Consider the following 25,566-nt stretch of genomic DNA (forward strand, 5'->3'; position numbering starts at 1 on the left):
GCCCGGTAAGCGCAGCGCGCGGGGATTATCCCTGTCTGCGTGTCTTGGCTGAAATTACGTCGATAAACTCCTGCACCTGCTGTTGCTTACGCGCGGACAGCTTGCACACCCGACGCAGCGACTGTAATAACGCCGGTTCTTCCGGCTCCGGCAGTTTTGCCGTCAGCACAATGCAGCCTGGCATCACTCTGACATCGAATGGGGTTCCAGTGGTAAAACCGGCGGCGGCCAGCCACTGGCCTTTCATAATAATTGCCGGAACATGCGTGTAATCCGGATAACGACTCGCATAGCTGACGGTACCCAGACGATTATTTGCCGGGGAGACTTCTGGATCGGTGAATTCTGCAATAGAATGCGGGGTAGTCATGATTGCTATTCCTTCGAAATAGGGATTGTGATTAGCGAGGCGCTCGTGTTGCAGCACGGGCGTCTTGCGATAAATACCTGGATATATCATCAGGGAATAGAAGGAAAGTCCAGCTGAAAATGAATGAAAATAACGGCGTGGATGCGGGGATGGATTATTTCTGGTGATGGGAATAAAGCGGCTATTTAGCCGCTTTATTGATTTCTGTGAGCGGGTTAATTTATGGCGGCGTCGGTGAGGGCGTCGGCCAGGTGGAGCTGGGTTTGTTGGGCGGATTGGAGCGAGATTTTTAGGTTTTCACAGATAAAAATATATTCTCTTATTTTTGACAAGATCAAATTTTGTTGATTAAGAGGTGGTAATGGAATTGTTATACCTCTGATCTTACCTACACTGAGATTATATAAACCGCTGGTGGTAACAGCGAGCCGTTGCATTTCTTTAATACCAGATGGAGAGTTTAGGTATAATGCAATAAATTCTTGATGTCCGTCCATTATTCCTCGAACTCTTATCAAATGATTTTGATAAACACATTTTTCTATTGGAGCCAGCCAAATAGCACAACGACCAATTTCATCAGCACTACCATTACCTTCAACAATTAGAATGTCATTTTTTTTCAACGACCAAAAAGTTAACTCATGAGGTTCTAGTTCGAATCTCTCAAGCTCATCAATATTAATATTGCCTCTTTGAACATTAGCAACCCGTAAATAAGGAAAATGGTTCTTAATAGGTCGTCTCTTGGGTTGTTTTTGTATTCCGCCGGAAACAAACGTTAAGTCATCAATACAGCACCATTCCCACCCATCCGGCAGCTCAAACGGTTTTTCCTCATCGCTAATCGGTGGCAACGGTTTTTGCTTTTTAATTTTCCCGTCTTTCACCAGTTGCGCTTTTTCCTGAGCAATACGTTTGAGCAGTTCAGAGGCCGGTTCATCGTTCGGATCCTGCGGCACCAATTTGCCCATCACCGCCAGTTGCAGAATGGTCTGTTTTAAGGCGTCAATGCTGGCTTCGGTGGTAAACAGCGTGTCGAAATGCTCGCTGATACGCGCCCAGTTTTTGGCCAGTTCATCGGCGTTCTGGCTGTCGGTTAGCGTGGTTAGCAGGATTTCAACCAGCTGTTGATGGGCGTCCAGACTGGTCAGGGAGTGCTGTTCTAGTTGGTCGCAGAGAGACATAAGCCTATCTATAGTGTCGACAATACGTATTTGCTCATTTAACGGAGGAATGGGCATGAGCAAAGGCTCAATATCTGTTTTAGATACGGCAACAAAGGTTGTACCTGTGGCTAATTCCTCAAGACGTCGTTGGGATGCTTTGAGTATGTACAAAAGATATTCATGTGGTGCATCACTCAAACAACGTATTGCCGCCAATCCCCTACCAATACAACAATGATAAGGTGATAAATTAGTTGGACCGACTGGTGCTCTAACAGAAAGTAAAACATCATTTTTTTGCGCTAGCTTTGTTGGTGATGTGCACCAATATCTGGCGGTAGGATACTTTTTCCCAAAATCCGCTTTCCCCTGGAAAAAAGGAATCCCTTCTTCGCTTTGATTGTAATATTGTGAGGAAGGACTTTGACCCATTTCAATATAAAATGCCTCCCCTAGTCGCACCCATTCCCACCCCGCCGGCAGCTCAAACGGTTTATCTTCCTCGCTAATCTCCGGCAGCGGCTTCTGTTTCTTAATTTTCCCCTGCTTCACCAGCTCGGCCTTTTCCACCGCAATGCGTTTGAGCAGCACCGACGCCGGTTCATCGTTCGGATCCTGCGGCACCAGCTTGCCGCGCACCGCCAGCTCAAGAATCAGCTCGCGCAGCTTCTTAATGCCGTACAGGTCAATCTTGCCCGAGCTGCCGCGCCCTGCCGTGGAGCGGGTTTGCAGCGCCGTGGTCCAGGTATCGATGTGGTCGACAATCAGTTTTTCCACCGCCATCAGTTGACCTCCTTACCGGAGAGCGCCGCGCCGAGAATATCGCGCAGCTGGTGGCGCAGGGTCTGGATCGCTTCCTGCTGTTTGGCATATTGCGCCAGCAGTTCATCCGGGTCGTGGCTGACGGTTTCCGCCTGGTGCGGGTTTTTGATATCGAGGTTAAAGTTGCGGGCAATCACCTCGTCGATGCTGACCTTCCACGCCTGCTCGTTCTCGACGCGGCTGGCGAAGCTGTCGGCCTCGTTGCCCCACCAGTCGATCTCGGCCTGGAATTCGTCAAACTTCATCGGTTTGGTTTTGCTGTAGTTCTTCACGCCCGCCGGGTACGGGTGCTCGTAGAACCAGATCGTTTTCGTCGGCTGGCCTTTGGTAAAGAACAGCAGGTTGGTTTTGATCCCGGTGTACGGGTTAAACACGCCGTTTGGCAGACGCACGATGGTGTGCAGGTTGCACTCCTCGGTGAGCAGCTTTTTGATCTTGGTTTTCACACCTTCGCCAAACAGCGTGCCGTCCGGCAGCACCACCGCCGCGCGGCCGTTTTTCGCCAGCACTTCAATAATCAATTGCAGGAACAGATCCGCCGTCTCGCGGGTCTGCATCTCTGCCGGAAAGTTCTTCTCGATGCCGTCTTCTTCGGTGCCGCCGAACGGCGGGTTGGTGACGATCACATCCAGCTGTTCATCCCACGACGACAGCGGCTTGTTGAGGGTGTTGTCGTGACGAATTTGCACCGGCACTTCGATGCCGTGCAGCAGCATATTGGTGGTCGCCAGCAGGTGCGGGAGCTGCTTTTTCTCCACGCCGTGGATCTGCTGTTGCAGCGTCTGGTGATCGGCCACGCTCTTTACGTAGTTGTTTTTTACGTGATCGAACGCGCAGGCGAGGAAGCCGCCGGTGCCGCAGGCCGGGTCCATAATTGACTCGCCGAGCTTCGGATCAACGCGATCGACCATAAAGCGGGTGACGGCGCGCGGGGTATAAAACTCACCGGCATTACCCGCTGATTGCAGATCTTTGAGGATCTGTTCGTAAATGTCGCCGAACAGGTGGCGTTCGCTGGCGCTGGTGAAGTCGATTTCGTTGAGCTTGTTGATCACCTGACGCAGCAGGGTGCCGTTTTTCATGTAGTTATAGGCATCGCTGAACGCCTGTCTGACCACAAAGCCGCGCGGGTTTTTATCGATGGGGGCGGTGAGGTTTTTCAGCGCCGGGAACAGGTCATCGTTGACGAACTCCAGCAGGGAATCGCCGGTAATGCCTTCGGCGTTTGCCGCCCAGGTGCGCCACAGGTAGCGCTGTGGGATCGGATACTGATAGTTATCCTGCTCCAGTTCCAGCGCCTCTTCCTGGGCGTCAAAGATTTTCAGAAACAGCAGCCAGGAGAGCTGGCCGAGGCGCTGCGCATCGCCGTCCACGCCGGCGTCTTTGCGCATAATGTCCTGTAAGGATTTGATAACTGAACTGATTGACATGATGTATTCCATGTTTCATTAACAATAAGGCCTTCTGCTACGCGGTGGCAGCAGAAGGCGCAAAAGGGGAGTGGTTACGCGGAGCGGGGCGGTAAGTGGTAGATTTCGCTCTCCAGCTCGCTGATGGCCTGATTATACCCGTTACGGTCGCCGAATCCGCTTTTAATGATCTCCGGCAGCGTACCCATGCTGTCGAACGGCTTGAGCTTCAGCACCTGAATACTCTCTATTTCCTGCACGCCCGCATCGGCGTATTTATCCAGCAGCGTATTCAGTACCGCCTGCGCGGCGTCGGAGTATTTGGTGAAGTAATTGCGCTTACGCACGTTCTCCGCCCGCTCTTTGCGGGTTAACGGCGGCTGACCATACACCACGTGGCACAGCATGTCGAACGGGTCGAGCTCTTTCCCGACCTCTTCCGCCAGCACTTCCCAGATGATCCCCTGCTGCTCCAGCTCCTTGATGATGGCCTCTTTGCGCTCGGCGTCCTGCCATTTGCGGGTGAAATCATCCAGCGAGGCGTACTCTTTGAGCAGCGTTTTGCGGGTGTAGTCTTTGAAGGATTCGGTGACTAGCTTGCCGTCGGCGTCGTAATACTGCACGCGCTGGGCGATCACGCCGACGGCCACGCCGTTGACGTGAAACTTGCGCACTTTGTTTTCTTCGTCTTCCGGCAGCGGGCCGACATCGTCTGCACCGGTGACGGTATACGGCGCGGGATCTTCATCGGCACCGGTAACAACGTCTTCAACCTCTTCGTCGTGCTCTTCGAACTGCTCTTCAAAATCAGACTCCGGGTCGGCGATATCTTCCGGCGTGGTGTCCATCACCTTTTCCGGGATGCCGTCGAAGCGCTCGTCGGCGAACAGTTCGGTAGCCTTTTTGAAGTCGAGGATGGTGAACCATAGCTTGCCGTAGCGTTCATCAATGCGGGTGCCGCGGCCGATGATCTGCTTGAATTTGGTCATCGACTGAATGTTTTGGTCCAGCACCACCAGTTTGCAGGTCTTTGCGTCGACGCCGGTGGTCATCAGCTCGGAAGTAGTAGCGATAACCGGATAGGCCTTTTTGGGATTAATAAAGTTATCCAGTTGGGCTTTGCCGATGTCGTCATCGCCGGTGATTTTCATCACGTACTTGTCGTTCTTCTTGACCTGCTCCGGGTTGAGATTGACCAGCGCGCGGCGCATCCGCTCCGCGTGATCGATGTCGTTGCAGAAGATGATGGTTTTATCCATCGGGTTGGTGCGCTTGAGGTAATCGGTGATGGTTTTCGCTACCAGTTCGGTGCGCTCATCAATCACCATCGTGCGGTCAAAATCTTTCTGGTTGTAGATGCGGTCGTCGATCAGCTCGCCGTTTTTATCCGTCTGGCCTTTGGTCGGGCGCCAGCCCTGGAGATCGACGTCGATGTCAACGCGCACCACTTTGTATGGGGCAAGGAAGCCGTCTTCGATGCCTTCTTTCAGCGAGTAGATATACACCGGGTCGCCGAAGTAATCGGTGCTGGAGACTTCATGGGTCTCTTTCGGCGTGGCGGTTAAGCCAATCTGCGTGGCGGCGCTGAAGTAGTCGAGGATTTCGCGCCACGCGCTGTCTTCGGAAGCGCTGCCGCGATGGCATTCGTCAATCACAATCAGGTCAAAGAAATCCGGCGCTACCTGTTTAAAGGCTTTTTGATCTTCCTCCGGGCCGGTGATGGCCTGGTACAACGCGAGGTGGATTTCAAATGCCGGGTCGATGGTACGCCCGGTGACCTTGGTCATCGCCGTGCCAAACGGCAGGAAGTCGTTATTTTTGGTCTGATCGACCAGAATGTTGCGATCGGCGAGGAACAGGATCCGCTTCTTACTTTTCGCTTTCCATAAGCGCCAGATAATCTGGAAGGCGGTATAGGTTTTTCCCGTTCCGGTCGCCATCACCAGCAGAACGCGGTTCTGCCCGGCGGAGACGGCTTCAATGGTTTTGTTGATGGCCTGTAGCTGGTAATAACGCGGCGCTTTGCCGCTGCCGTCGTCGTAGTAGTCCTGAGTAATCACCGGGAGCTGAGCGGCGGTGTAGCCTTTTGATAAGCAGAATTTTTGCCACAGTTCCGAGGGAGAAGGGAATTCGCCGAGGGTAATCGGTTTTTCCATTAATTCGCCGTCAGCAACCGTGGCATCACGGAAAATAAAACCGTCGCCGTTAGTGGCAAAGACGAAAGGAACGTCCAACAGGCGCGCGTACTCGATGCCTTGCTGCATCCCTTTGCCGATTTCGTGTTTGTTGGCTTTGGCTTCAATGACCGCCAGTGGAATCCCCGGCTTGTGATACAGCACGATATCGGCAGATTTCACCGTTCTACGCGCCGCGACTTTGCCGCGCACGATGACCTTACCGTCCCGGAGTTTGACCTCTTGTCTGATTTGCGTTGTGTCGTTCCAGCCAGCATCAAGGATGGCGGGCATAACGCGTTTGGTGATGATGTCTGCTTCCGTCAGGGTACTCAGGTTCAGGTCAGCCATGTCCGTTCTCTACCGATAATGGGATTGCTCTGATTTTACACAATATTGTTATGCAAGCCATGAACAGAAATGGCTTTGCTACCGCGCTTTGCACGTTACTCAATCTCCAGCTCATCAAACAGCTGTAAATCCACGTCCAGCAGCTCGACCGCATTGCTGCGTCGAATCCCGACGTTATTTTCAATCAACATTTCAAGCAGGCGATCGCCGTCAATCAGCGTGATAGGGGCGGCTCCCGGAAACAGTGCTGCTTCCGCGCATTTGGCGGCAAACTTGCCAGTAGTGATCAGCGTGCCGCGAATGGCTTTGTGGTAAGGCAGTGCGCCGCGTAGCTGATCGATATACGGACGCGTGATGGTGTTCTGCATCCGTTTTACCTGCACCACTTCGGTGATGGTGGTAATGCCCACCTGTACCTGACCAATCACGTCCACGCCTTTATCGCCGGAGGCTTTGGTCACTTCAACCTGTTCGTAGCCCATGGCTTCCAGCAATTGCCCAACAAGATGCTCAAACTTGTACGGATTCATGGTGCTGATTTGTTCGCGCAGCAGCTCTTTTTGCTGCTCGTTGTAGCGCTTCACGGCGTCCAAAAGCTCTTTACGCGGATCGCTTTTTCGTGCCGGTAGCGCTTTTCCAAGCCAGACGCGTCCGGCATCGGTGATGCGATAGCTCATGCCTTCGCGGTTCACCATCTCACGGTCGATCAGGTTATACAGGCGAGAGTAGAGTGTGCTTTTTACTGAACTGGCAGAGGCGAATTTGGAGTGCTGGTGCAAAAAGGCCTGCCATTCGGGAAGTAAATCCGCGCGACGCGACATTTCCCTGCCTGCCAGCAGTTCCAGAAGCTGCAGGATGCCTTCCTGATCGTCTAATGAGCGCAATGTCTTTTCGTCATCATGCAGAAATTGTTGCCCACGGGGAGTGGGTTGCCAGGCATCATCTGGCGTGCTTTTCATCAGGTCAAACTGAGGATAGTTAAGGAATAAGTAGCAGCCGTAGCTGTGGCGAGGGTTCAGAATATGGTTATCGGTATCCCAGATGCGGCGGGCGATTTCGGCATCTTCACCTGACAAGCGCTCGCTGATCCACAGATCCGGTTCGGACCAGTCAACGGGTTGTTGCGGTGTTCCTGTTTGCTCGTGAATGGCAGTAATCATATCGCGCACGGCTTTCAGGGAATAGCCTGAAACGGCTTTCATCATCGCTTTTACCTGGGCGTAGGTCGGAAAAAGCGGGGTAATCACTTTGTAATTTTTCACGTTGGTCCCTTAACGAGTGCAATGGCAATAGCTTGCCACACCAGGTGAAAAATTCCATGGGATGAATCACTTATCGGAATGAAAACTGCCTGTGCCGGATGGCGGCTGCGCCTTATCCGGCCTACTAAAGTTCATCCTATCAACAGCAAAATGTGATGTTATTTCCAACAATTTCGCTATAATCATAAGATAATTGTAGATACATTTTTGTATATACAATTAGGGATGAAATACATGCCAATGGAGTTTGAATGGGATGCAAACAAGGCACAAAGTAACCTGAGAAAACACGGTGTCCGGTTTGAGGATGCGGTGCTGGTGTTTGACGATCCCCAACATCTTTCGCGGCAGGATCGGCATGAGAACGGTGAGTATCGCTGGCAGACCATCGGCCTCGTTCATGGCATTGTGGTTATTCTGGTTGCCCATAGCGTTAGGTTTGAAAGTGGCTTTGAAGTCATTCGTATCATCAGTGCCAGAAAAGCAGACAGTAAGGAGAGGAGTCGTTATGAACATGGTTAAGCATAAACGCGGCAGCATATCTGCGCTGAGTGCTCAGCATGAGGCTGAACTGAAAGCGCTGGCGAATAAACCGGACGATGATATCGATTACAGTGACATTCCCGTGACCGAAGATAAGCAGTGGTCAGAGGCCACACGCGGTAAGTTTTTCCGTCCGTTAAAAACGCAGGCCTCGGTGCGTATTGATGCCGATGTGATGGAGTGGCTGAAACGTCCAGGAAAAGGATATCAGACGCGCCTTAATGCCATTTTGCGCGAAGCGATGCTGCGCGAGCAAAATAAGAAATAGTCAGAATATACTGGGGCAGTGAATGCCGGATGGCGGCTGCGCCTTATCCGGCCTACAAAAAATCTACTTCTTCAACCCCGCAAACGCGGCTCTGATCTCGTCTTCCGGCAGGTTAATGCCGATAAACACCAGTTGGCTGTACGGTTGTTCGTCGCCCCACGGGCGGTCCCAGTCGGCGCTGTACAGGCGCTGGACGCCCTGGAACAGCAGGCGATTTGGCTCGCCTTCAATCCACAGCATACCTTTGTAGCGCAGCAGCTTCTCAGCGGATTCCAGCAGCAGATTTTCCATCACTCGGGACACGTCGCTGATGTTCACCGGGTAATCCAGCTCGACGACGATCGAGGAGATATCGTTTTGCTTGTCGGCGATAAAGTGGAAGCGCGGTTTGGCGCTGACCACGTTTTCTTCCAGCATGAAACCGTTGGTGTCGAACAGCAGGGATAGGTCGATATCGCCATGCGTGACGGTATACACCGGGGCGCGGGCGTTGATGCGCGCCAGGCGCTCACGCAGTTTTTCGCTTTCACCTGCTACGTCGGTTTTGGTCAGCAGGATGCGGTCGGCGTAGCCCACCTGAGACTGGGCAATGGTGAACTGGTTCATCTGCTCGTCGGCATGCACCGCGTCAACCAGCGCAATCACGCCGTCCAGCAGGTAGCGTTCGCAAATTACTTCATGGGAGAAAAAGGTCTGAATAATCGGGCCGGGATCGGCCATGCCGGTGCATTCGATCACCAGACGGTCGAAATTGATGGTGCCTTTGTCGAGGTTGTCGAGCAGATCGAGCAACGCGTCTTCCAGTTCGCTCGAACGGGTGCAGCAGATGCAGCCGTTGGTCAGGGTTTTGATCTGTGTTGCGCGATCGCCAATCAGCTGATCGTCCACCGAGACTTCGCCGAATTCGTTTTCGATAACGGCAATCTTGTAACCGTGCTGCTCGTTGAGAATATGGCGCAGCAGGGTGGTTTTACCCGCGCCAAGAAAGCCGGTGAGTAGGGTAACTGCAATCGGGGTCATTCACTTCTCCTTCTAACAGCAACTGCTTCCGCCGCTACCGTAGCGGGCTTCCTGGCGCTCGCGGAAGAATTCTTCGTAGGTCATGTACGGCTTATCGGGATGGTTGGTCTTCATGTGCTCGACGTAGTTGTCGTAGTCCGGAATGCCAATCAGCATTTTCGCCGCCTGACCGAGATATTTTTTTGCCTGACCTAAAGTACCAAACATTCTGCCGTCCTGTTAATGAATAAAGCCGGATGGCGGCTTGCGCCTTATCCGGCCTACATACTGCACATTTTGTAGGCCGGATGAGCGCAGCGCCATCCGGCAATTACGGCTTAATGATGTGAAGAGGTTTTCACGCCGCCTTCCGGCACCGGTACATACGGTGTCTCTTTATCAGATCGACCGTCGATGGCGCGGGCTTTCTGCCAGGTACGGAACCCGTAGAAAATGATGCTGTACACCACCACCAGGAACAGAATACTTAAGCCGGCGTTGGTGTAGTTGTTGATGACGATATGGTTCATATTGGCAATCTGCTGCGCGGTCAATTCACCGCCGTTAGCAATCTTCTCTTTGTACTGACTTGCCATAAAGAAGAAGCCTTCCATCTGTGGGTTGGTGCTGAACAGTTTCAGACCCAGCGCCCAGGTGGTGCAGATCAGCAGCCATACAGCCGGAACAACGGTAACCCAGATGTATTTGGTACGTTGCATTTTAACCAGCACCACGGTGCCGAGAACCAGCGCCACGGCAGCCAGCATCTGGTTAGAGATACCGAACAGCGGCCACAGGCTCTTCACGCCGCCCAGCGGGTCAACCACGCCTTGATACAGCAGGTAGCCCCACAGGCCTACGCAGCCCGCAGTACCCACGATGCCTGCAACTAGGGAGTCGGTTTTCTTCAGGAACGGAACGAAGTTACCCAGTAAATCTTGCAGCATAAAGCGGCCAGAACGGGTACCGGCGTCCAGTGCGGTCAGGATGAACAGCGCTTCGAACAGGATACCGAAGTGGTACCAGAAGCCCATGTCAGCCATCGGCAGCACTTTGTGGAACACGTGGGCGATACCTACGGCCAGCGTCGGTGCGCCACCTGCGCGGTTCAGAACGGACGGCTCGCCGATGTCTTTCGCGGTTTGCAGGATCTGCTCAGGTGAAATCACAAAGCCCCAGGAGCTGACGGTTGCCGCTGCGTGTGCGGTAACGTCTTTCAACTGCGCCATAATCAGCGGGGCGTTCTCACCGCTCATTTCATGCAGGTTCGGCATGGTGATGCCAAGGCCCGCAGGCGGGGTGTTCATTGCGAAGTACAGACCCGGTTCGATGATGGACGCAGCAACCAGCGCCATAATCGCCACGAAGGATTCCATCAGCATCGCGCCGTAACCAATGAAACGCGCGTCGGTTTCACAGGCAAGCAGCTTCGGTGTAGTACCGGAAGCGATCAGCGCGTGGAAGCCAGATACCGCACCACACGCGATGGTGATGAACAGGAACGGGAACAGAGCGCCTTTCCACAGCGGGCCAGTACCATCAACGTACTGGGTCATCGCCGGCATTTTCAGTTCCGGGTTGAGAATAACAATCCCCACCGCCAGACCGACGATAACGCCGATTTTCAGGAAGGTAGCCAGATAGTCGCGCGGGGCAAGGATCAGCCATACCGGCAGCAGCGCGGAGATAAACGCGTAACCGATCAGGGTGAAGGTAATGGTGGTGTCTTTAAAGGTCAGCGCCGGGCCCCAGTACGGGTCGTGCGCAATCACGCCGCCGAAGTAGATGGAGGCAACCAGCAACACAATACCAATCACCGACACTTCGCCCACGCGTCCTGGGCGCAGGAATCGCATGTAGATCCCCATGAACAGCGCGATAGGTACGGTTGAGCAGACGGTGAACACACCCCACGGGCTTTCAGCCAGTGCTTTCACCACGATCAACGCCAGTACCGCGAGGATGATGATCATGATTAAGAAGCAGCCGAACAGCGCAATGGTTCCCGGCACCGGGCCCATCTCTTCTTTGATCATCTCACCCAGAGATGCGCCGTTACGGCGAGAAGAGATAAACAGCACCATGAAGTCCTGTACCGCACCGGCCAACACTACGCCCGCCAGCAGCCACAGCGTACCAGGCAGGTAGCCCATCTGCGCGGCCAGTACCGGCCCAACCAGCGGACCTGCACCTGCGATAGCGGCAAAGTGGTGACCAAACAACACGTTACGGTTGGTTGGAACGTAGTTCAGACCATCATTGTTGATGACCGCCGGCGTGGCGCGCGTCGGGTCAAGTTTCATCACCTTTTGGGCGATGTACAGACTGTAGTAACGATAAGCCACCAGATAAACAGAAACTGAGGCGACTACGATCCACAGGGCACTAATGTGTTCACCCCGACGTAATGCCACTACCGAGAGGCAGAATGCACCGATGATTCCGAGAATCACCCAGGGTATGTGCTTGAATATCTTTTTCGTATCCATAGTAAAACCTGGTATCTAATTAATAATTGGCCGAAGCCGCGTGGGTTAGATCTTGTGTTTGAGGAGGTTATTTGACTGCTATGTTGGGGGGATCTTGCCAGAGAATTACGCGCGTAAAGTAAGGTAAATAAGTGAGCGGTTGTATGTCAGCTTAAGCGGTCCCAAGTGTCAGCGAGCGGTAAGCGGTGGGGACTAACGGGTATATTTATGTGATTGAGATCACTAATAAACCCGCTTAGCGCTTTAGCAGACGGCGTAGATCGACGAATCGTCGATGCTGAGATCGATTCAACTAGCACAAATTTCATAAAGTTTTCCCTTTCCAGGCCGAAAATTCTGACATCTGTCTAGCGGAAAGAGAAAACATGTTAAAACGTATGAAGATTGTTACCAGCTTACTGCTGGTATTGGCGCTATTTGGCCTTTTACAGCTCGCCTCGGGCGGCTTGTTTTTTAACTCACTTAAGAATGACAAAGAGAACTTTACCGTTCTGCAAACCATTCGCCAGCAACAGTCTGCGCTGAACGCCACCTGGGTTGAGCTGCTGCAAACGCGTAACACCCTGAACCGGGCAGGCATTCGCTACATGATGGATCAGAGCAATATCGGCAGCGGCGCGACCGTTGCCGAGCTGATGCAGGTGGCGAGTACGGCGCTGAAGCTGACGGAAAAAAACTGGGCGATTTACGAGTCGCTCCCGCGCGATCCGCGCCAAAGCGAAGCCGCTTTCCAGGAGATCAATCGCACCTATGACATCTATCACGGTGCGCTGGCGGAGCTGATCCAGTTACTGGGTGACGGGAAGATCAACGCGTTCTTTGATCAACCGACGCAGAGCTATCAGGATGGCTTTGAGAAGCAGTATATGAGTTACATGCAGCAGAACGATCGCCTGTATGACATCGCGGTGGAAGATAACAACAGTTCTTACAGCCAGGCGATGTGGGTGCTGATCTGCGTGCTGATTACCGTACTGGCGGCGATTATTGCGGTGTGGTTTGGTATTAAACTGACCCTTATCTCCCCAATGAACCGTCTGATTGACAGCATTCGTCATATCGCCAGCGGCGATCTGGTGAAGCGCATTGAAGTGGAAGGTTCCAACGAGATTGGGCAACTGGCGGAAAGCCTGCGTCACATGCAGGGTGAGCTGATGAATACCGTGGGTGACGTGCGTAACGGCGCCAACGCGATTTACAGCGGGGCCAGCGAGATTGCGATGGGCAATAACGATCTCTCCTCCCGTACCGAACAGCAGGCGGCCTCTCTGGAAGAAACCGCAGCCAGCATGGAACAGTTGACGGCAACCGTGAAGCAGAACGCCGAAAACGCGCGTCAGGCCAGCCATCTGGCGCTGAGTGCGTCGGAAACCGCGCAGAAAGGCGGCAAAGTGGTGGACAACGTGGTGCAAACCATGCGTGATATCGCTTCCAGTTCGCAGAAGATCGCCGACATTATTAGCGTCATCGACGGCATTGCCTTCCAGACCAATATTCTGGCACTCAACGCCGCGGTAGAAGCCGCACGTGCGGGCGAGCAGGGCCGTGGATTTGCGGTGGTTGCGGGTGAAGTACGTAACCTGGCCCAGCGTAGTGCGCAGGCCGCGCGCGAGATTAAGAGCCTGATTGAAGACTCGGTCAGCCGTGTGGATGTTGGTTCAACGCTGGTTGAAAGCGCCGGTGAAACCATGGATGAGATCGTCAATGCGGTGACCCGCGTGACCGATATCATGGGTGAAATCGCCTCTGCTTCTGATGAACAGAGCCGCGGTATTGATCAGGTTGGTCTGGCCGTTGCCGAGATGGATCGTGTGACGCAGCAGAACGCCTCGCTTGTGGAAGAATCCGCCGCTGCCGCTGCCGCGCTGGAAGAGCAGGCCAGCCGCCTGACTCAAGCCGTTGCCGTGTTCCGTATTCAGCATGACCAACAGCGCGCGCGTGACGTTGCGGCCGCTAAACCGGTTTCAACGGTCCAGCCGCGTAAAGCCGCGGTAGCGGATGCCGGGGATAACTGGGAAACGTTCTAAGACTGTGATGCCGGATGGCGCTATCGCTTATCCGGCCTACGGGAATGTTACGTAGGCCCGATAAGGCGTAGCCACCATCGGGCAATTAGCGCAACATCAGGCGCATGGCGCAGCGCGATTCATATGCCAGTCCATGCGCCGCTTCCTCTTCTCTTTTCTGGCGCAACTTTGCAGGCAGCGTCTCTTCAGCCAACATTTCAAATCCCAGACGCGCGTACCATGGCGCATTCCACGGCACATCGCGGAAGGTGGTCAGCGTGAGCGACGTGTAACCTTTCTCGCACGCCTGTTCGGCAACATAGCAAATTAATCGGCGGCCAATTCCTTTTCCCTGCCACTCCTGATGCAGCGACAGTTCCGCAATAAACAGCGATGAATCCAGCGTTTCGGCGACTAAAAAGCCGACCGGATGCTCATCGGCCAGCACCAGCCAGCTCAAGCCAGTGGCGGCAAATGCCTGATGCTGAGCAGCCGATATAATCTGGTCATCAGCAATCCACGCCAGTTCCGGGATCTGTAAAAAACGTTGCCCCGCAGATCGTTCGATGGCGGGAAGAGCGGCTGTATCTGCCAGAGTAGTTGCGCGTAAGGTGATGTTCATACGAGGAGCATAACATGCCCGATAAGCACGGTGTTATCGGGCATCTGGAGGATTAATCTTTACGTGGATCGCTAATGGGCTGGCGAACCAGGAAGATGTAGGCAAGGGCCCCCACCATGGTGACACAGCCGCAGATGATCAGCGCCAGGCGGAAAGAGTTGGTGGTATCAACAATAAATCCGGTGACGATCGGCGCAAACGACGCGCAGATAAAGCTGGCAAAGTTCTGGATACTGCCCACGGAAGCGGTCATGCGTGAGGCGACGGCGACGTGGATCAGGCCCCAGCACGAGGTACCGGCGAAGTGGATACAGAACAACGCCATACCGATCAGTAACACGGCTGCCATTGACGTTGTGGCCTGCGGCACAACGAAGGTGAAGGCTGCAGAGCAGAACATCCCGGCGATTATACAAATCTTACGGCTCTTAATCGGCGCCATACCGCCCTTCACCAGCCAGTCGGTGACAAAACCGTTAATCAACATGCCGGCTGCGCCAAACAGGAACGGGATCGCCGCCATTAATCCGGTGCTTTTTAAATCCAGGTTGTAGGAGGTTTGCAGGTAGCCCGGCAGCCAGGCCAGGTATAACCATGCGGTATAGTTGATGCCGCTAAAGCCCAGCATCATGCCCCACATAGTGCGGTTGCGAAACAGACTGCGCCATTCGGCAAAGCTCAGCGGATCGCGGCGGGCATTGACGCTACCAGCGTTCAGGTACGCTTGTTCCGTGGCGCTCAGCTCAATTTGCTCGCGGTTGCGATACAGCATGTACCAGCCGATGGCGAGGAAAATACCCAGCACGCCAATGGTGATGAACATCCAGCGCCAGCCCATTACCAGCATCATGGCAGCCAGAATCGGCGGGCTAATGGCAACCCCGATGGTGGAGGCGGCGTTGAATAATCCCATCGGGCGGCCGCGCTCTTTGATGTTAAACCAGTCGTTGATGACCTTTACGCCGCACGGGTTCATTGGCGCTTCGCCGATCCCCATCCCGATACGCACCAACACAAACTGGGTGAAGCTGTGTACCATGCCAGACATTGCCTGAAACAGCGACCAGAAGAACATCCCCAGTCCCAACATAATGCGCGGACCTTTGCGATCCAGCAGCGGGCCGCAGGGCAATTGCGCAATACCGTAAGCGAGAGAAAATACCGACAGCAGCACGCCGATTTGCGTGGCGCTTAGCCCCAGTTCTTCACGAATCGTTAAGTTGGCGACCGACAGAGAACTGCGGTCGAGGTAATTAATAACCGCAGCAAAAAATAATAAAATCATTGCCGTGGTTTGAATACGTTTTATTCGGCTACTGCGTTGCACCATGCCCTCAGGCGGAACATTAATATCCACAGATGATGACGTGCCAAACGAAGAACTCGGGTCGAGGGTAATATTATTTTTTTCCACGCCGGACTCCTGAACCTCAATAATTTATTTTTCACACAGCAGAACTGTGCAGTATTGAAAAAATACCGGTGATGAATCAATTTGCTCATCACCGCTCACAAAAGTTTTTAATGCAGTCGACTTAGCGTGAGCATAGGCAAGAGGTATTTTTCAGGCGTTTTTATTTTTATAAAATCGTGCTCCCGGTAATGATTTGCTGTTTTTTATCGGTACTTAATGGGCGGCGCTATGACTCTGGTTGATGGAACGAATCATTGATTGTTTGGCTGAATTCAAATGGTTACAGAGCGCCAGGGTGGCATCCAGGTCGCTGCGGCAGATCAGCGCGCTGAGGATGGTCATATGCTCATCGATGGCAATGATGTTGCGTTGTTTGAGGTCGCTCTCATCCCACTGATAGTGGAAGTGGAAAATCACGGAGATGATTTCAAGTGATTGATTGAAAAATATATTATCGGCAGCAGAGAGCAGCAAGGCATGAAACTCACGGTCTAACTGCGAGAACATACGAAAGCTGCTGCCGATGCTGTCGCGCAGGATCCGGTGGCGTTCCAGCAGCGTTTTCGCTTGCAGCCAGCGTGGGTCATCGTCAGGCAGATTGAGAAAATGCTGCAGGGAATGGGTTTCCAGCATTTCTCTGAGTTCAAACAGCTGCTCCGCATAGGCCTGATCGAACTGCTTCATGCTCCACTGACCGCGTTTTTCGTTTTTGATCAGGTTGTAACGTTCGAATTTTAAAAGATATTCCCGTACGACTACCGGACTGACGCCCGCGGCTCTGGCAAGCTGCAGTTCGGAGAAGCTCTCGCCTGCACGCAGCTGGCGCTGGTTGATCATGGTGAAAAAAGCCTGCTCAAAAATCCGGTTTTGCTCGGTCATGGAGGCGGTGGTGCAGGCAAAACCGTCGTCATGGTCGGGTTTACGCACGATAACATAGTGGCTGCCGACCTGGGTCAGCACGCCGCACTCGCCTAAGTGGCTCAGCATATGACGCACGGTGGTGCGGCTGATGTTGTACATCTCCGCTAGTGCGCTTTGCGACGGGAGAGGGGAAGGGATATGACCACGCGCCATATCATCGATAATCTGGTTAATCACATTGTGGCGTAAGTTCTGCGAACGGCTCATGGCTTCTCCTTTTTATCTATTAAAACCCGATTTAAAACATTTTTATGCGCTGGGATTCACAGATTGTGTTTCTGCTTTCTCCGTCTTTTTTATTTTCGTTGATATCTGAGGCAACAAAAAACAGGAGAGCAGAATCATGTCTACGATGAATACGTTGATTTGCCAGGAACCTAAAAAATTAGTCTGGAAAGAACGCGAAATACCTATTCCGGGTGAGAGCGAAGCATTAATAAAAATTAAATCGGTAGGGATTTGTGGTACCGATATTCATGCCTGGGGTGGCAATCAACCTTTTTTCAGCTACCCACGTGTATTAGGGCATGAAATATGTGGGGAAATTGTCGGGCTGGGTAAGAATATACAGAATCTGAAAAATGGTCAGCAGGTGGCGGTTATTCCTTACGTGGCCTGCCAGCAGTGTCCGGCATGCCTGAGCGGGCGCACCAACTGCTGCGAGAAGATTTCAGTAATTGGCGTGCACCAGGATGGCGGTTTCAGTGAATATTTGTCCGTTCCGGTGACCAACCTGCTGGATGCGCAGGGGATTGACCCGCAGGCGGCGGCGCTGATTGAGCCTTATGCCATCAGCGCGCATGCGGTACGCCGGGCGGCGGTGGCGCCGGGTGAGCAGGTGCTGGTGGTCGGCGCTGGTCCGATTGGCCTGGGGGCTGCAGCGATTGCCAAAGCCGATGGCGCACAGGTGGTGGTCGCCGATACCAGTCCCGCACGCCGAGACCATGTGGTTTCCCGCCTGGGACTTCCGGTTATCGACCCATCCGCTGAAGATTTTGATGCGCAGCTGCGCGCTCAGTTTGGCGGTTCGTTGGCGCAAAAGGTCATTGATGCCACGGGGAATCAGCATGCGATGAATAACACGGTGAATTTGATTCGTCATGGCGGCAGCATCGTTTTCGTTGGGTTGTTTAAAGGCGATTTGCAGTTCTCTGACCCTGAGTTCCACAAGAAAGAGACCACCATGATGGGCAGTCGCAACGCCACGCCGGAAGATTTCGCCAAAGTGGGCCGCCTGATGTCGGAAGGCAAATTGACCGCCGACATGATGCTTACGCACCGTTACGCGTTTGCCACACTGGCTGAAATCTACGAGCGGGATGTGATCAACAACCGTGAACTGATTAAAGGCGTGATCACGTTCTGAGAGGGAAAACAGGATGAAAACATTGAATCGACGTGATTTTCCGGGAGCCAGCTACCCAACGCGTGTGATCCAGTTTGGAGAAGGTAACTTTCTGCGGGCGTTTGTCGACTGGCAACTGGATATCCTCAACGAGCATACCGATCTGAACGCTGGCGTGACCATCGTTCGGCCAATTAATACCAATTTCCCGCCGTCGCTGAATACCCAGGACGGGCTGTATACCACGCTGATTCGCGGGCTAAACGAGCAGGGTGAGGCGGTGAGTGAGGCGCGGCTTATCCGGTCGGTGAATAACGAAATCAACCCGTACCAGGATTTCGCGGCGTATCTGACGCTGGCGCACAATGCGGATATTCGTTTTGTGTTTTCAAATACTACCGAAGCCGGAATTAGCTATCACGCGGCAGACTGTGTGGATGATGCGCCGCCGGTGAGCTTTCCGGCCAAACTGACGCGCCTGCTGATGGAGCGCTTTAACCACTTTGAGGGCGCGGTGGATAAGGGCTGGGTAATTATCCCGTGCGAGCTTATCGACTATAACGGTGAGGCGCTCAAAACCCTGGTACTGCGGTATGCGCAGGAGTGGCATCTTCCTCCGGCATTTGCCGACTGGGTGGAGACGGCAAACACGTTCTGTTCCACGCTGGTTGACCGTATTGTCACCGGCTACCCGCGCGAAGAAGCCGCAGCGCTGGAGGCTACACTTGGCTATCACGATGCGTTTCTCGATACCGCGGAGCATTTTTACCTGTTTGTGATCCAGGGGCCGCAGTGGCTGGCAGAGGAGCTGAAGCTGGCGCAGTGTCCGCTGAATATCCGTGTAGTGAGCGATATCAAACCGTACAAAGAGCGCAAAGTCGCTATTCTCAATGGCGCGCATACGGCGCTGGTGCCGGTGGCGTGGCTGTGCGGGTTGGAGACCGTTGGCGAGGCGATGCAGGATGCTGATATCCGCCGCTTTGTCGAGCGGGCGATTAGTGAGGAGATTATTCCGGTGTTGGATCTCCCGGCGGACGAACTGCGAGAATTTGCCGACGCGGTGAGCGGGCGTTTTCAGAACCCCTACATTCGCCACCAGTTGCTTTCCATTGCGCTTAACGGGATGACTAAATTCCGCACCCGAATTTTGCCGCAACTGTTGGCGGGTGAGCAAAATGGGCGCTGGCCAGTGCGGTTAACGTTTGCCCTCGCTGCGCTGCTGGCGTTTTATCGCGCAGAGCGTAACGGGGAACGCTATCCGATACAGGATGATGAGCAGTGGGTAAGCCTCTATGCCAGCCTGTGGCCGCGAGTTGGCAATGATTTAACGCTGCGTGAACTGGTGGATGCAGTGCTTGGCGATGCGGAGCACTGGGGAGAGGATTTGACGTTGTTACCTGGGCTTGCCGGGCAGGTGACGGCCAACCTGGAGATGATTCTGGTGCAGGGTATGCGCCAGGCGGTGAACGGTCTGGAATAAGGTTGCCATGCAGCGCCCGGTGTGGTGTTGGGCGCTGTTTTTTTTATCCCTGAGCAGCCACTATTTTGATTTCAACCATCCCGATCCCCAGCTTACGCGGCGAGTGGCCGAGAATATTGCCCTCGTTGGTGGCAACCGGATCGGGCGGGACAATCACCAGCGTATCGGCGTCCGACGGATTATCAAAATGCAAGGTGGTGGTGCTGACATCATGGCCTAACACCAGCGTCTGTTCCTCGTTGCCAACGCGCACGGGAATAGGGCGATTAGCGTTGTCGCCGAAGGCTTTCGCGGTAATGACCAGATCGAATTTCTTCGGCAACGGGGCTTTGTATTCGATGGTTACTTCTTCGCTGAGCTGCGCATTGGACCAGCGTCCCCAGGATTCGGGGCGTGAAATACCGCTAAATTGTTTCACCTCTTCCGGCGCGCCCGCCACGTTGAAAACGAAGCTATCTGCTTTGTAGCGAATGTCGTTATCGACAATTTTCAGCGTATCGACGTTACCTTTGTAGCGCTCCATGTCGATCACCGTATCTTTAAATACGGTTTTACTTTTCCATTTGGCTTTGTCGACGTGCTGCACAATTTGCTGCCCGCCTAACTGACCCTGTGAAACGCACCAGTCGGTAGAAAGCGCCAGCTCCGGCGCCCACAGTTGCGCCATTTTGTAGCAGCGATCGACCCAGACAAAGTTATCGCGCGGGGCGAAATCCGCCAGCTGGAAGCGCAGCGGGGCCGAGTATTCGCTTTCCGGCAGCGGCTCGACGCGTTTGTCCGATACACGCAGCAGCAACGGCAGGCGGAAATGGCTGCCGGAGAAGGAGATCATATTTTTGTCCTGGTCGACGGTGAACTCTTTCATCTCTTTCGGGAAATTCCACAGGCGAATGATATCGGGCTTCCACGCCAGCATTTTTTCTTTAATGTTCAGGAATACTTCCGACACGGATTCGCTAGACAAGCTGCTACGGCCAAGACCGATAAAGTTATCGCCGCCGAGAATATCCAGTACCGTTGCGCCGTTATCCATCGTATTACGTTTTACCGCCAGCGTGTCCTGTTGCGGTTGGTCGCCGCGCAGCACGAAGAACAGGTTGTTACGATCCTGCTTGTTCAGATACTTCCATGCGGTGTTGTTCATCGCCAGATGATCGGAAGAAACAACGATAACGGTATCTTTAAACCACGGCGATGCTTTGATTTTATTGATAAATTCGGCAATGTTTTCCTGGCTGCAACTGACCGCGCTGAACGACTGGTTGGCCTTCCCGTCGATGTCATAACGTTTACGGTTGCAGCTACGTGAGATAAATCCATCCGGATGATGGGTGTCCACGGTCAGGGTAAACAGTGAAAAACGCTGGCCCGAGCGCGAAAGCTCTTCGAATTTTTTCCATGCTTCGTCCAGCACGGTATCGTCGTAGAAGCCCCAGTCGTTACGATAGGCCGGGTCCGCCACCACGCTTTTTAACTCTTCCGCACCGTACAGATGGTCAAAGCCGTGAGATTTCAGGAACACGTCTTTGCCGGCAAAGCGCAGGTTGGCACCCTGCACAAAGTAGTTCTGATAGCCGGAGTTTTTCAGGATATCGCCCAGACAGATATTGTTAGGGAAGAAACTTGAGACCGACGCCGAGGCGTTGCCTTCAAATGGCGCAAACAGCGGAATACCGCACTGGGAGGCGACCATGCCAGCGATGGTGTAATCGGTACCCGGCAGTTGCATGGTATTGCTGAAATCCAGACCTTCATTTTTTAACGCGCCGAGCTCCGGGGTCAGATCCGGGAACGCGTCGTTATTAAAATAGGTGCGCTCGAGGCTCTCACCGTAGATATACACCAGGTTCAGCTTCGGGTTGGGAATGGTTTTCGACGGCTCTTTATAATACGTCGTGAAATCCGGATCGCCATCGCGCGACTGCGACTTCACCAGTTCGGTTATCTGGTGAAACGCCGGGCTGGCGTCAACGGAGGCCAGCGCCAGCAGCAGGGCCAGCAGACTGTAACCCACATGATGCGGGTGATGGCGACGGCGGCGCAGGATCCAGCCGAGCGCGACAAAAACCGTCGTCAGCGCCAGCGCGATGCCGACCCCCGGCAAAATATATTTTCCAATCCCCGCGCCGGTCAGACTGTTGGTCAGCGTGTACAGAACCGCATCATTGATCCCGTCGCCGGTGAAATAGTCACTGGCGTACAGCGTGATATTCAGGACAATAAAAATCCCCAGCACCGATAACGTGGCGGCAAACCACCAGGTGTTGCGACCCGCTTTCCAGGCGTAAATCAGCACTGAAGCGAGAAACAGAGTGATGGAGATTAATTCTGACAACGGTCGATCCTCAGTAAACCGGGCACATGCCTGGCAGGCTAATCATTAGGGGGAAAGCACAATGTAATAGCGTTGTTACATTGCTGCAATTGTAGTGACATTAAATTACGTTGTTATTCAGAATTGGTTTAGATATGCGCGTTTTTGTGGGGAATTACTATTTATTTGAAATGTGAATGCATTGACGGAAATAAATAGATGCCGCGCAGGTTATACGCGGCATGTCGTGCGTCAGGAAATGAAGTTCATGCCCTGTTTTAACACCAGATCGCAGGCCTTGGTTTTAACCTGCTTCGCCAGCGAGCTGTTGCCAATCGTGTTCAGGTCCAGCTGTTGACCATCTTTGGCGTTGAGCAGACCCTGAATCCCGTCCATATAGTTGGTGTCTTGCTTCTGCTCAGGAGCACTGAGCCCCAGTTTATCCAGCACCTGGTTTTTGACGTTTTGCGTGTCGGTGACCGAGGCCAGCTTCTGTTTCGCGCAATATTCCAGGATCCCGGCGGCGTTATTCATGCTGCTGGAGGTCAACGACTGATTGCTGCCATTCAGCAGGCTGGTCAGGGAAGAGAGCGACGAGCTGCTTTGCGAGCCGGAGCTTTGTTTGCTTAGCTCACTGGCCGCGCTGGAGAGCGAATCCTGCCAGGAGGCGGCGAAAACGCTGGTGGAGATGAGCGTGCTGGCGGCAAGCGCACAGCACAGCAGACGTTTGGTAGTTTTCATCATTATATGCAACTCGTGTTATGCCTTTTCAGCGCAGTATAGCGCTGGCAGTCTTAGGAGTGGTCCTAATACGTTAATACTCTTTACCGGTGACCCGACTACGGTAGCTTTCCCAGTTAAAAATGACCCACAGGCTGTTGCCAAGGCGCATACGATCCATCACGCGCTCGCCCAACAGCTTGTTCATTTCATCCATATTGCTGTTAGTTAACATGCCGGTCGGACGTTTTGAGGATGAACGGCGATCGACAATTTGATTAATAATCACTTTTTCATAGCGGGATTCGGTCTGCATGCCGATCTCGTCGATCACCAGCAGATCCACATTGCTCAGATCGTTGAGTAGCTGTTCTTCGCTGGTTTCACGATTGCTGAACGTTTCTTTCATCGCCGACATGATATCGGCCACGGTAATGATCAGTACCGACTTGCCGCGCAATAGCAGTTCGTTGCAGATAGCGGCGGCCAGATGGTTTTTGCCGGTGCCGGGTTTGCCGGAGAAGATAAAGCTGGCGATGTTGCCGTCAAACTCTTCAACGTATTGGCGGGCTTTGCTCAGGGCGTTCATCTGACCTTCGCACTCTACCCGATAGTTTTCGAACGAACAGTTCTGATGCAGCGGACGGATACCGGATCGGTTGAATGTGCGCTGCATTTTCATGGCCCGGTTTTCGCGGGCCAGCGCTGCGGCACGAATTTCACCTTGCTCTTTTTGCCATGCCAGCAGCTCCTCGCCCGTTTTAAAGGCGGGCTCGACATTAGGTGGCATCATTTTTTGCAGACGTTTCATCAGGTCGCCAACGTTTTTCATCGTTATCCTCTAAAACCCGGTGGAATGTGGCTGTCAGGTTCACTGACGCTGTTCACATCGCGCTTTGGCATTCCGCCATTGCTGGCCCGTCCAATCTGAATGCTGCGCGCCAGTTTTTGCTGCCACTGAATATGGTGAAAGACTTTGCCTTCAGCCTGCCAGTAGGCAACAAATGAGGCCAGTTCTTCAGCAGTAACCGGCTCTCGCAACGCTACGCCCCATAAAGCGGCCTGACGCTGAAAATCGGCATCAGGCTGCCAGGCAGCGTACATCGCAAATTTCCCCATTGGCACGGCAACGGGAGCGGTTTGCGGCTCTTCATAAAATTGATCATCCAATGTCACATCGCTTCCCGGGCGTGACAGTTTCTCCTCAAGCGCCAACAGCTCAGCCAGTCTCGCAGGCGTCACCGCGTAAAACGCTGGTGCATTGTTAGCGAATACGGCTACGGCGCCACCCGCAGACTTGGCCAGCACAGCGTGGTGATCGTGTAGTAAGGCGTCAATGCTCGTGACGTCTGGCGTCAAAATTTTGCAGGGCATAATGTTTCTCAATACTGAACAACAACCGAGAAGGGGACTGCTTTTATAGTAACACAGAGAAGAAGGAGAGCAGCAGGTGAGGGGAGATTCCCCTCTCTGCACGGTAATAAAGAAAGTGCACCGTTAAACGCGTGGACGTTTGCGATACAGCCATAATCCTGGCACGGACAGACCGATGGAGAGCGCACCGACAATCGATGAGGCTTTCAGGAAGTTGGTCAGCAGGGTAATCATCAGCACTTCGCTGTAACCGAAATGGCCGATTTTTACTGCTGAGATCATGGCGGTGTAGGCGGAGATCCCGGGAAACATGGGGATTACTGCCGCGACGGTGAAGACTTTCGGATGCGCCAGATACCAGCGCGACCACTGGATCCCAATGCAGCCGACCAGCAGCGACGCCATAAATGTTGACCATTCAATATTAAACCCTGCGGTCATCATCACCATTCGTGAGCCGTGACCGAGTGCGCCGAGTAATGCGCACCATGGGAGCGCCCGATGGGGGACATTGAATACCATGGCAAAGCCAAGCGCCGGGATCGCCGACAGGATCATATCCTGCATTAGCGCCAGTATGAAATCGATCACGCCCATCCGCGCAGCCCCCATAAGGTCATCGACACGATCACGCCAATACAGGTCGCCAACGTAAGCAGACTGGCAATAGCCCAGCGAGCGAGTCCGGTATTAATGTGTCCCTTAAACATATCCGCGACGGAGTTGATCAACGGAAAGCCCGGAACCAGCAGTAGCACGCTGGCGGCCATAGCGATAGTCGGAGTATTGCTAAAGGTCGGCAACGTCAGCAGCAAACCTGAAATGGTGGTCGCCACAAAGGCGGTGATGCAAAAATTGATTTGCGGATGTAAATGCCGGGATGCCAGTATCTGGCGGATATACATCGCCACCATGCTGGCAAAAAAGGTGATCACCGCACCATCCCATCCGCCGTTATTGAGTTTACAAAAACAGGCGCAGGATAAACCGACCATCAGGGCGACCAGCCATCTTGGATAGCGCAGTGGTTTAATCTGGCTAAAGCGTTTCTCTACGCCTTTAACATCCAGCAGTTTATGTTCCGCCAAAATGACAATGTGCTGCACTTCCGTCACGACGTGCATATTAATGCCGCGATCCTGATTTTTTCGCGTTGATGTCAGGCATTGCCCATCTTTAATGGTGGTCAGGACGATAGCGTTAGAGGAGATAGCGCTTTCTACACTATCCATGCCAAGCGCCAGCCCGAGGCGGGTGGATAGCTCGTCAACCAGCGCGCTTTCTGCCCCATGCTGAAGTAAAAAAAGACCGCATTGAATACATAACCGTGTAACCGTTCGCTGTGACGACTGCTCTGTTTGCATGGTTCGCTCTGACTGAAAAGGATCTCTTTGAGTGACGAATGTTTACTTTTATCATGAAGCATGAGCCCGCTGGCTCTGGCTAAGATCAATCTTTGTGTCGAAAAAAGACACCGACGATACGGTTATGGCATATTAACACTTCCCACTCGC

The 25,566-nt window shown here is 53.3% G+C and carries 22 protein-coding genes; 5 read left to right on the forward strand and 17 right to left on the reverse strand.

The window, feature by feature from the left end:
• Window positions 1-25: 25 nt before the first annotated feature.
• The 5 genes from symE to G4551_RS03225 all read right to left on the reverse strand — a co-directional run bounded on the left by symE (window position 26) and on the right by G4551_RS03225 (window position 7,557).
• On the reverse strand, window positions 26-370 hold the full coding sequence (gene symE, locus G4551_RS03205) for an endoribonuclease SymE (protein WP_003837204.1): 345 nt from the start codon (window positions 368-370) through the stop codon (window positions 26-28).
• A 215-nt stretch (window positions 371-585) separates the two neighbouring features.
• Window positions 586-2,322, reverse strand: coding sequence for a restriction endonuclease subunit S (locus tag G4551_RS03210; RefSeq protein WP_003837206.1), 1,737 nt, complete (start codon window positions 2,320-2,322; stop codon window positions 586-588).
• Window positions 2,322-3,791, reverse strand: coding sequence for a type I restriction-modification system subunit M (locus tag G4551_RS03215; protein WP_003837208.1), 1,470 nt, complete (start codon window positions 3,789-3,791; stop codon window positions 2,322-2,324). The genes G4551_RS03210 and G4551_RS03215 overlap by 1 nt, the downstream gene beginning before the upstream one ends.
• Before the next feature lie 74 nt (window positions 3,792-3,865).
• Window positions 3,866-6,295: an EcoAI/FtnUII family type I restriction enzme subunit R gene (gene hsdR / locus G4551_RS03220; RefSeq protein ID WP_003837210.1), complete on the reverse strand. Its 2,430-nt coding sequence runs from the start codon at window positions 6,293-6,295 to the stop codon at window positions 3,866-3,868.
• 95 nt (window positions 6,296-6,390) lie between these two features.
• Window positions 6,391-7,557: a restriction endonuclease gene (locus G4551_RS03225; protein ID WP_003837213.1), complete on the reverse strand. Its 1,167-nt coding sequence runs from the start codon at window positions 7,555-7,557 to the stop codon at window positions 6,391-6,393.
• Window positions 7,558-7,791: 234 nt separating this feature from the next.
• Here G4551_RS03225 and G4551_RS03230 point away from each other — a divergent pair, with 234 nt between their 5' ends.
• Window positions 7,792-8,079, forward strand: coding sequence for a BrnT family toxin (locus G4551_RS03230; protein WP_003837215.1), 288 nt, complete (start codon window positions 7,792-7,794; stop codon window positions 8,077-8,079).
• Window positions 8,066-8,368 carry a BrnA antitoxin family protein gene (locus tag G4551_RS03235; protein WP_003837217.1) on the forward strand — a complete coding sequence of 101 codons (303 nt, stop codon included), beginning with the start codon at window positions 8,066-8,068 and terminating at the stop codon, window positions 8,366-8,368. The genes G4551_RS03230 and G4551_RS03235 overlap by 14 nt, the downstream gene beginning before the upstream one ends.
• 63 nt (window positions 8,369-8,431) lie before the next feature.
• On the opposite strand, the gene yjiA is transcribed toward G4551_RS03235, so the two are convergent.
• The 3 genes from yjiA to btsT all read right to left on the reverse strand — a co-directional run bounded on the left by yjiA (window position 8,432) and on the right by btsT (window position 11,856).
• Window positions 8,432-9,388, reverse strand: coding sequence for a GTPase (gene yjiA / locus G4551_RS03240; protein WP_003837219.1), 957 nt, complete (start codon window positions 9,386-9,388; stop codon window positions 8,432-8,434).
• Window positions 9,389-9,400: 12 nt separating this feature from the next.
• A complete protein-coding gene (locus tag G4551_RS03245) occupies window positions 9,401-9,595 on the reverse strand; it encodes a YbdD/YjiX family protein (protein ID WP_003830038.1) in 195 nt (64 codons plus the stop codon).
• Window positions 9,596-9,705: 110 nt separating this feature from the next.
• The gene (gene btsT / locus G4551_RS03250; protein ID WP_003837221.1) at window positions 9,706-11,856 is read right to left on the reverse strand and encodes a pyruvate/proton symporter BtsT; all 2,151 of its coding nucleotides are present in this window, start codon (window positions 11,854-11,856) and stop codon (window positions 9,706-9,708) included.
• 365 nt (window positions 11,857-12,221) lie between these two features.
• Between btsT and tsr the strand changes: the two genes are divergently transcribed.
• Window positions 12,222-13,883: a methyl-accepting chemotaxis protein gene (tsr, locus tag G4551_RS03255; RefSeq protein ID WP_003837223.1), complete on the forward strand. Its 1,662-nt coding sequence runs from the start codon at window positions 12,222-12,224 to the stop codon at window positions 13,881-13,883.
• Window positions 13,884-13,968: 85 nt separating this feature from the next.
• Here the strand turns inward: tsr and G4551_RS03260 are convergent, their stop codons facing one another.
• The 3 genes from G4551_RS03260 to G4551_RS03270 form a co-directional block, all read right to left on the reverse strand.
• On the reverse strand, window positions 13,969-14,484 hold the full coding sequence (locus tag G4551_RS03260; RefSeq protein ID WP_003837225.1) for a GNAT family N-acetyltransferase: 516 nt from the start codon (window positions 14,482-14,484) through the stop codon (window positions 13,969-13,971).
• A 52-nt stretch (window positions 14,485-14,536) separates the two neighbouring features.
• A complete protein-coding gene (locus tag G4551_RS03265) occupies window positions 14,537-15,898 on the reverse strand; it encodes an MFS transporter (RefSeq protein ID WP_003837227.1) in 1,362 nt (453 codons plus the stop codon).
• Between the two features lie 213 nt (window positions 15,899-16,111).
• A complete protein-coding gene (locus G4551_RS03270) occupies window positions 16,112-17,026 on the reverse strand; it encodes a GntR family transcriptional regulator (protein ID WP_003019148.1) in 915 nt (304 codons plus the stop codon).
• Between the two features lie 136 nt (window positions 17,027-17,162).
• Here G4551_RS03270 and G4551_RS03275 point away from each other — a divergent pair, with 136 nt between their 5' ends.
• Both G4551_RS03275 and G4551_RS03280 read left to right on the forward strand, forming a co-directional pair.
• Window positions 17,163-18,185, forward strand: a complete 1,023-nt coding sequence (locus G4551_RS03275) for a zinc-binding alcohol dehydrogenase family protein (protein WP_003837229.1) — start codon at window positions 17,163-17,165, stop codon at window positions 18,183-18,185.
• A 13-nt stretch (window positions 18,186-18,198) separates the two neighbouring features.
• Window positions 18,199-19,644: a tagaturonate reductase gene (locus G4551_RS03280; RefSeq protein WP_003837231.1), complete on the forward strand. Its 1,446-nt coding sequence runs from the start codon at window positions 18,199-18,201 to the stop codon at window positions 19,642-19,644.
• A 43-nt stretch (window positions 19,645-19,687) separates the two neighbouring features.
• Here the strand turns inward: G4551_RS03280 and opgB are convergent, their stop codons facing one another.
• The 6 genes from opgB to G4551_RS03310 all read right to left on the reverse strand — a co-directional run bounded on the left by opgB (window position 19,688) and on the right by G4551_RS03310 (window position 25,416).
• Window positions 19,688-21,979: a phosphatidylglycerol--membrane-oligosaccharide glycerophosphotransferase gene (gene opgB, locus G4551_RS03285; RefSeq protein ID WP_003837234.1), complete on the reverse strand. Its 2,292-nt coding sequence runs from the start codon at window positions 21,977-21,979 to the stop codon at window positions 19,688-19,690.
• Between the two features lie 231 nt (window positions 21,980-22,210).
• Window positions 22,211-22,702, reverse strand: coding sequence for a YjjA family protein (locus G4551_RS03290; RefSeq protein ID WP_003830016.1), 492 nt, complete (start codon window positions 22,700-22,702; stop codon window positions 22,211-22,213).
• Between the two features lie 70 nt (window positions 22,703-22,772).
• Window positions 22,773-23,510: a DNA replication protein DnaC gene (gene dnaC, locus G4551_RS03295; RefSeq protein ID WP_003019133.1), complete on the reverse strand. Its 738-nt coding sequence runs from the start codon at window positions 23,508-23,510 to the stop codon at window positions 22,773-22,775.
• A gap of 2 nt (window positions 23,511-23,512) precedes the next feature.
• The gene (dnaT, locus tag G4551_RS03300; RefSeq protein ID WP_003019130.1) at window positions 23,513-24,052 is read right to left on the reverse strand and encodes a primosomal protein DnaT; all 540 of its coding nucleotides are present in this window, start codon (window positions 24,050-24,052) and stop codon (window positions 23,513-23,515) included.
• Between the two features lie 123 nt (window positions 24,053-24,175).
• Window positions 24,176-24,649 (reverse strand): threonine/serine exporter, encoded by a 474-nt coding sequence (locus tag G4551_RS03305; RefSeq protein WP_003019127.1) that lies wholly within the window; start codon window positions 24,647-24,649, stop codon window positions 24,176-24,178.
• Window positions 24,640-25,416: a threonine/serine exporter family protein gene (locus G4551_RS03310; protein WP_003019122.1), complete on the reverse strand. Its 777-nt coding sequence runs from the start codon at window positions 25,414-25,416 to the stop codon at window positions 24,640-24,642. The genes G4551_RS03305 and G4551_RS03310 overlap by 10 nt, the downstream gene beginning before the upstream one ends.
• Between the last annotated feature and the right edge of the window lie 150 nt (window positions 25,417-25,566).

Source organism: Citrobacter freundii ATCC 8090 = MTCC 1658 = NBRC 12681 (assembly GCF_011064845.1).
Lineage (GTDB): Bacteria > Pseudomonadota > Gammaproteobacteria > Enterobacterales > Enterobacteriaceae > Citrobacter > Citrobacter freundii.

Bases quoted from the DNA above. Each gene is read 5' to 3' on its own strand.
- G4551_RS03245 (WP_003830038.1), bottom strand. From the start codon at position 9,595: ATGTTTGGTACTTTAGGTCAGGCAAAAAAATATCTCGGTCAGGCGGCG.
- G4551_RS03275 (WP_003837229.1), top strand. From the start codon at position 17,163: ATGTCTACGATGAATACGTTGATTTGCCAGGAACCTAAAAAATTAGTC.
- dnaT (WP_003019130.1), bottom strand. From the start codon at position 24,052: ATGCCCTGCAAAATTTTGACGCCAGACGTCACGAGCATTGACGCCTTA.
- hsdR (WP_003837210.1), bottom strand. From the start codon at position 6,295: ATGGCTGACCTGAACCTGAGTACCCTGACGGAAGCAGACATCATCACC.
- dnaC (WP_003019133.1), bottom strand. From the start codon at position 23,510: ATGAAAAACGTTGGCGACCTGATGAAACGTCTGCAAAAAATGATGCCA.
- yjiA (WP_003837219.1), bottom strand. From the start codon at position 9,388: ATGACCCCGATTGCAGTTACCCTACTCACCGGCTTTCTTGGCGCGGGT.
- G4551_RS03210 (WP_003837206.1), bottom strand. From the start codon at position 2,322: ATGGCGGTGGAAAAACTGATTGTCGACCACATCGATACCTGGACCACG.
- G4551_RS03260 (WP_003837225.1), bottom strand. From the start codon at position 14,484: ATGAACATCACCTTACGCGCAACTACTCTGGCAGATACAGCCGCTCTT.
- G4551_RS03310 (WP_003019122.1), bottom strand. From the start codon at position 25,416: ATGCAAACAGAGCAGTCGTCACAGCGAACGGTTACACGGTTATGTATT.
- symE (WP_003837204.1), bottom strand. From the start codon at position 370: ATGACTACCCCGCATTCTATTGCAGAATTCACCGATCCAGAAGTCTCC.
- G4551_RS03280 (WP_003837231.1), top strand. From the start codon at position 18,199: ATGAAAACATTGAATCGACGTGATTTTCCGGGAGCCAGCTACCCAACG.
- G4551_RS03305 (WP_003019127.1), bottom strand. From the start codon at position 24,649: ATGGGCGTGATCGATTTCATACTGGCGCTAATGCAGGATATGATCCTG.
- G4551_RS03235 (WP_003837217.1), top strand. From the start codon at position 8,066: ATGAACATGGTTAAGCATAAACGCGGCAGCATATCTGCGCTGAGTGCT.
- G4551_RS03215 (WP_003837208.1), bottom strand. From the start codon at position 3,791: ATGTCAATCAGTTCAGTTATCAAATCCTTACAGGACATTATGCGCAAA.
- G4551_RS03290 (WP_003830016.1), bottom strand. From the start codon at position 22,702: ATGATGAAAACTACCAAACGTCTGCTGTGCTGTGCGCTTGCCGCCAGC.
- G4551_RS03270 (WP_003019148.1), bottom strand. From the start codon at position 17,026: ATGAGCCGTTCGCAGAACTTACGCCACAATGTGATTAACCAGATTATC.
- tsr (WP_003837223.1), top strand. From the start codon at position 12,222: ATGTTAAAACGTATGAAGATTGTTACCAGCTTACTGCTGGTATTGGCG.
- btsT (WP_003837221.1), bottom strand. From the start codon at position 11,856: ATGGATACGAAAAAGATATTCAAGCACATACCCTGGGTGATTCTCGGA.
- G4551_RS03230 (WP_003837215.1), top strand. From the start codon at position 7,792: ATGCCAATGGAGTTTGAATGGGATGCAAACAAGGCACAAAGTAACCTG.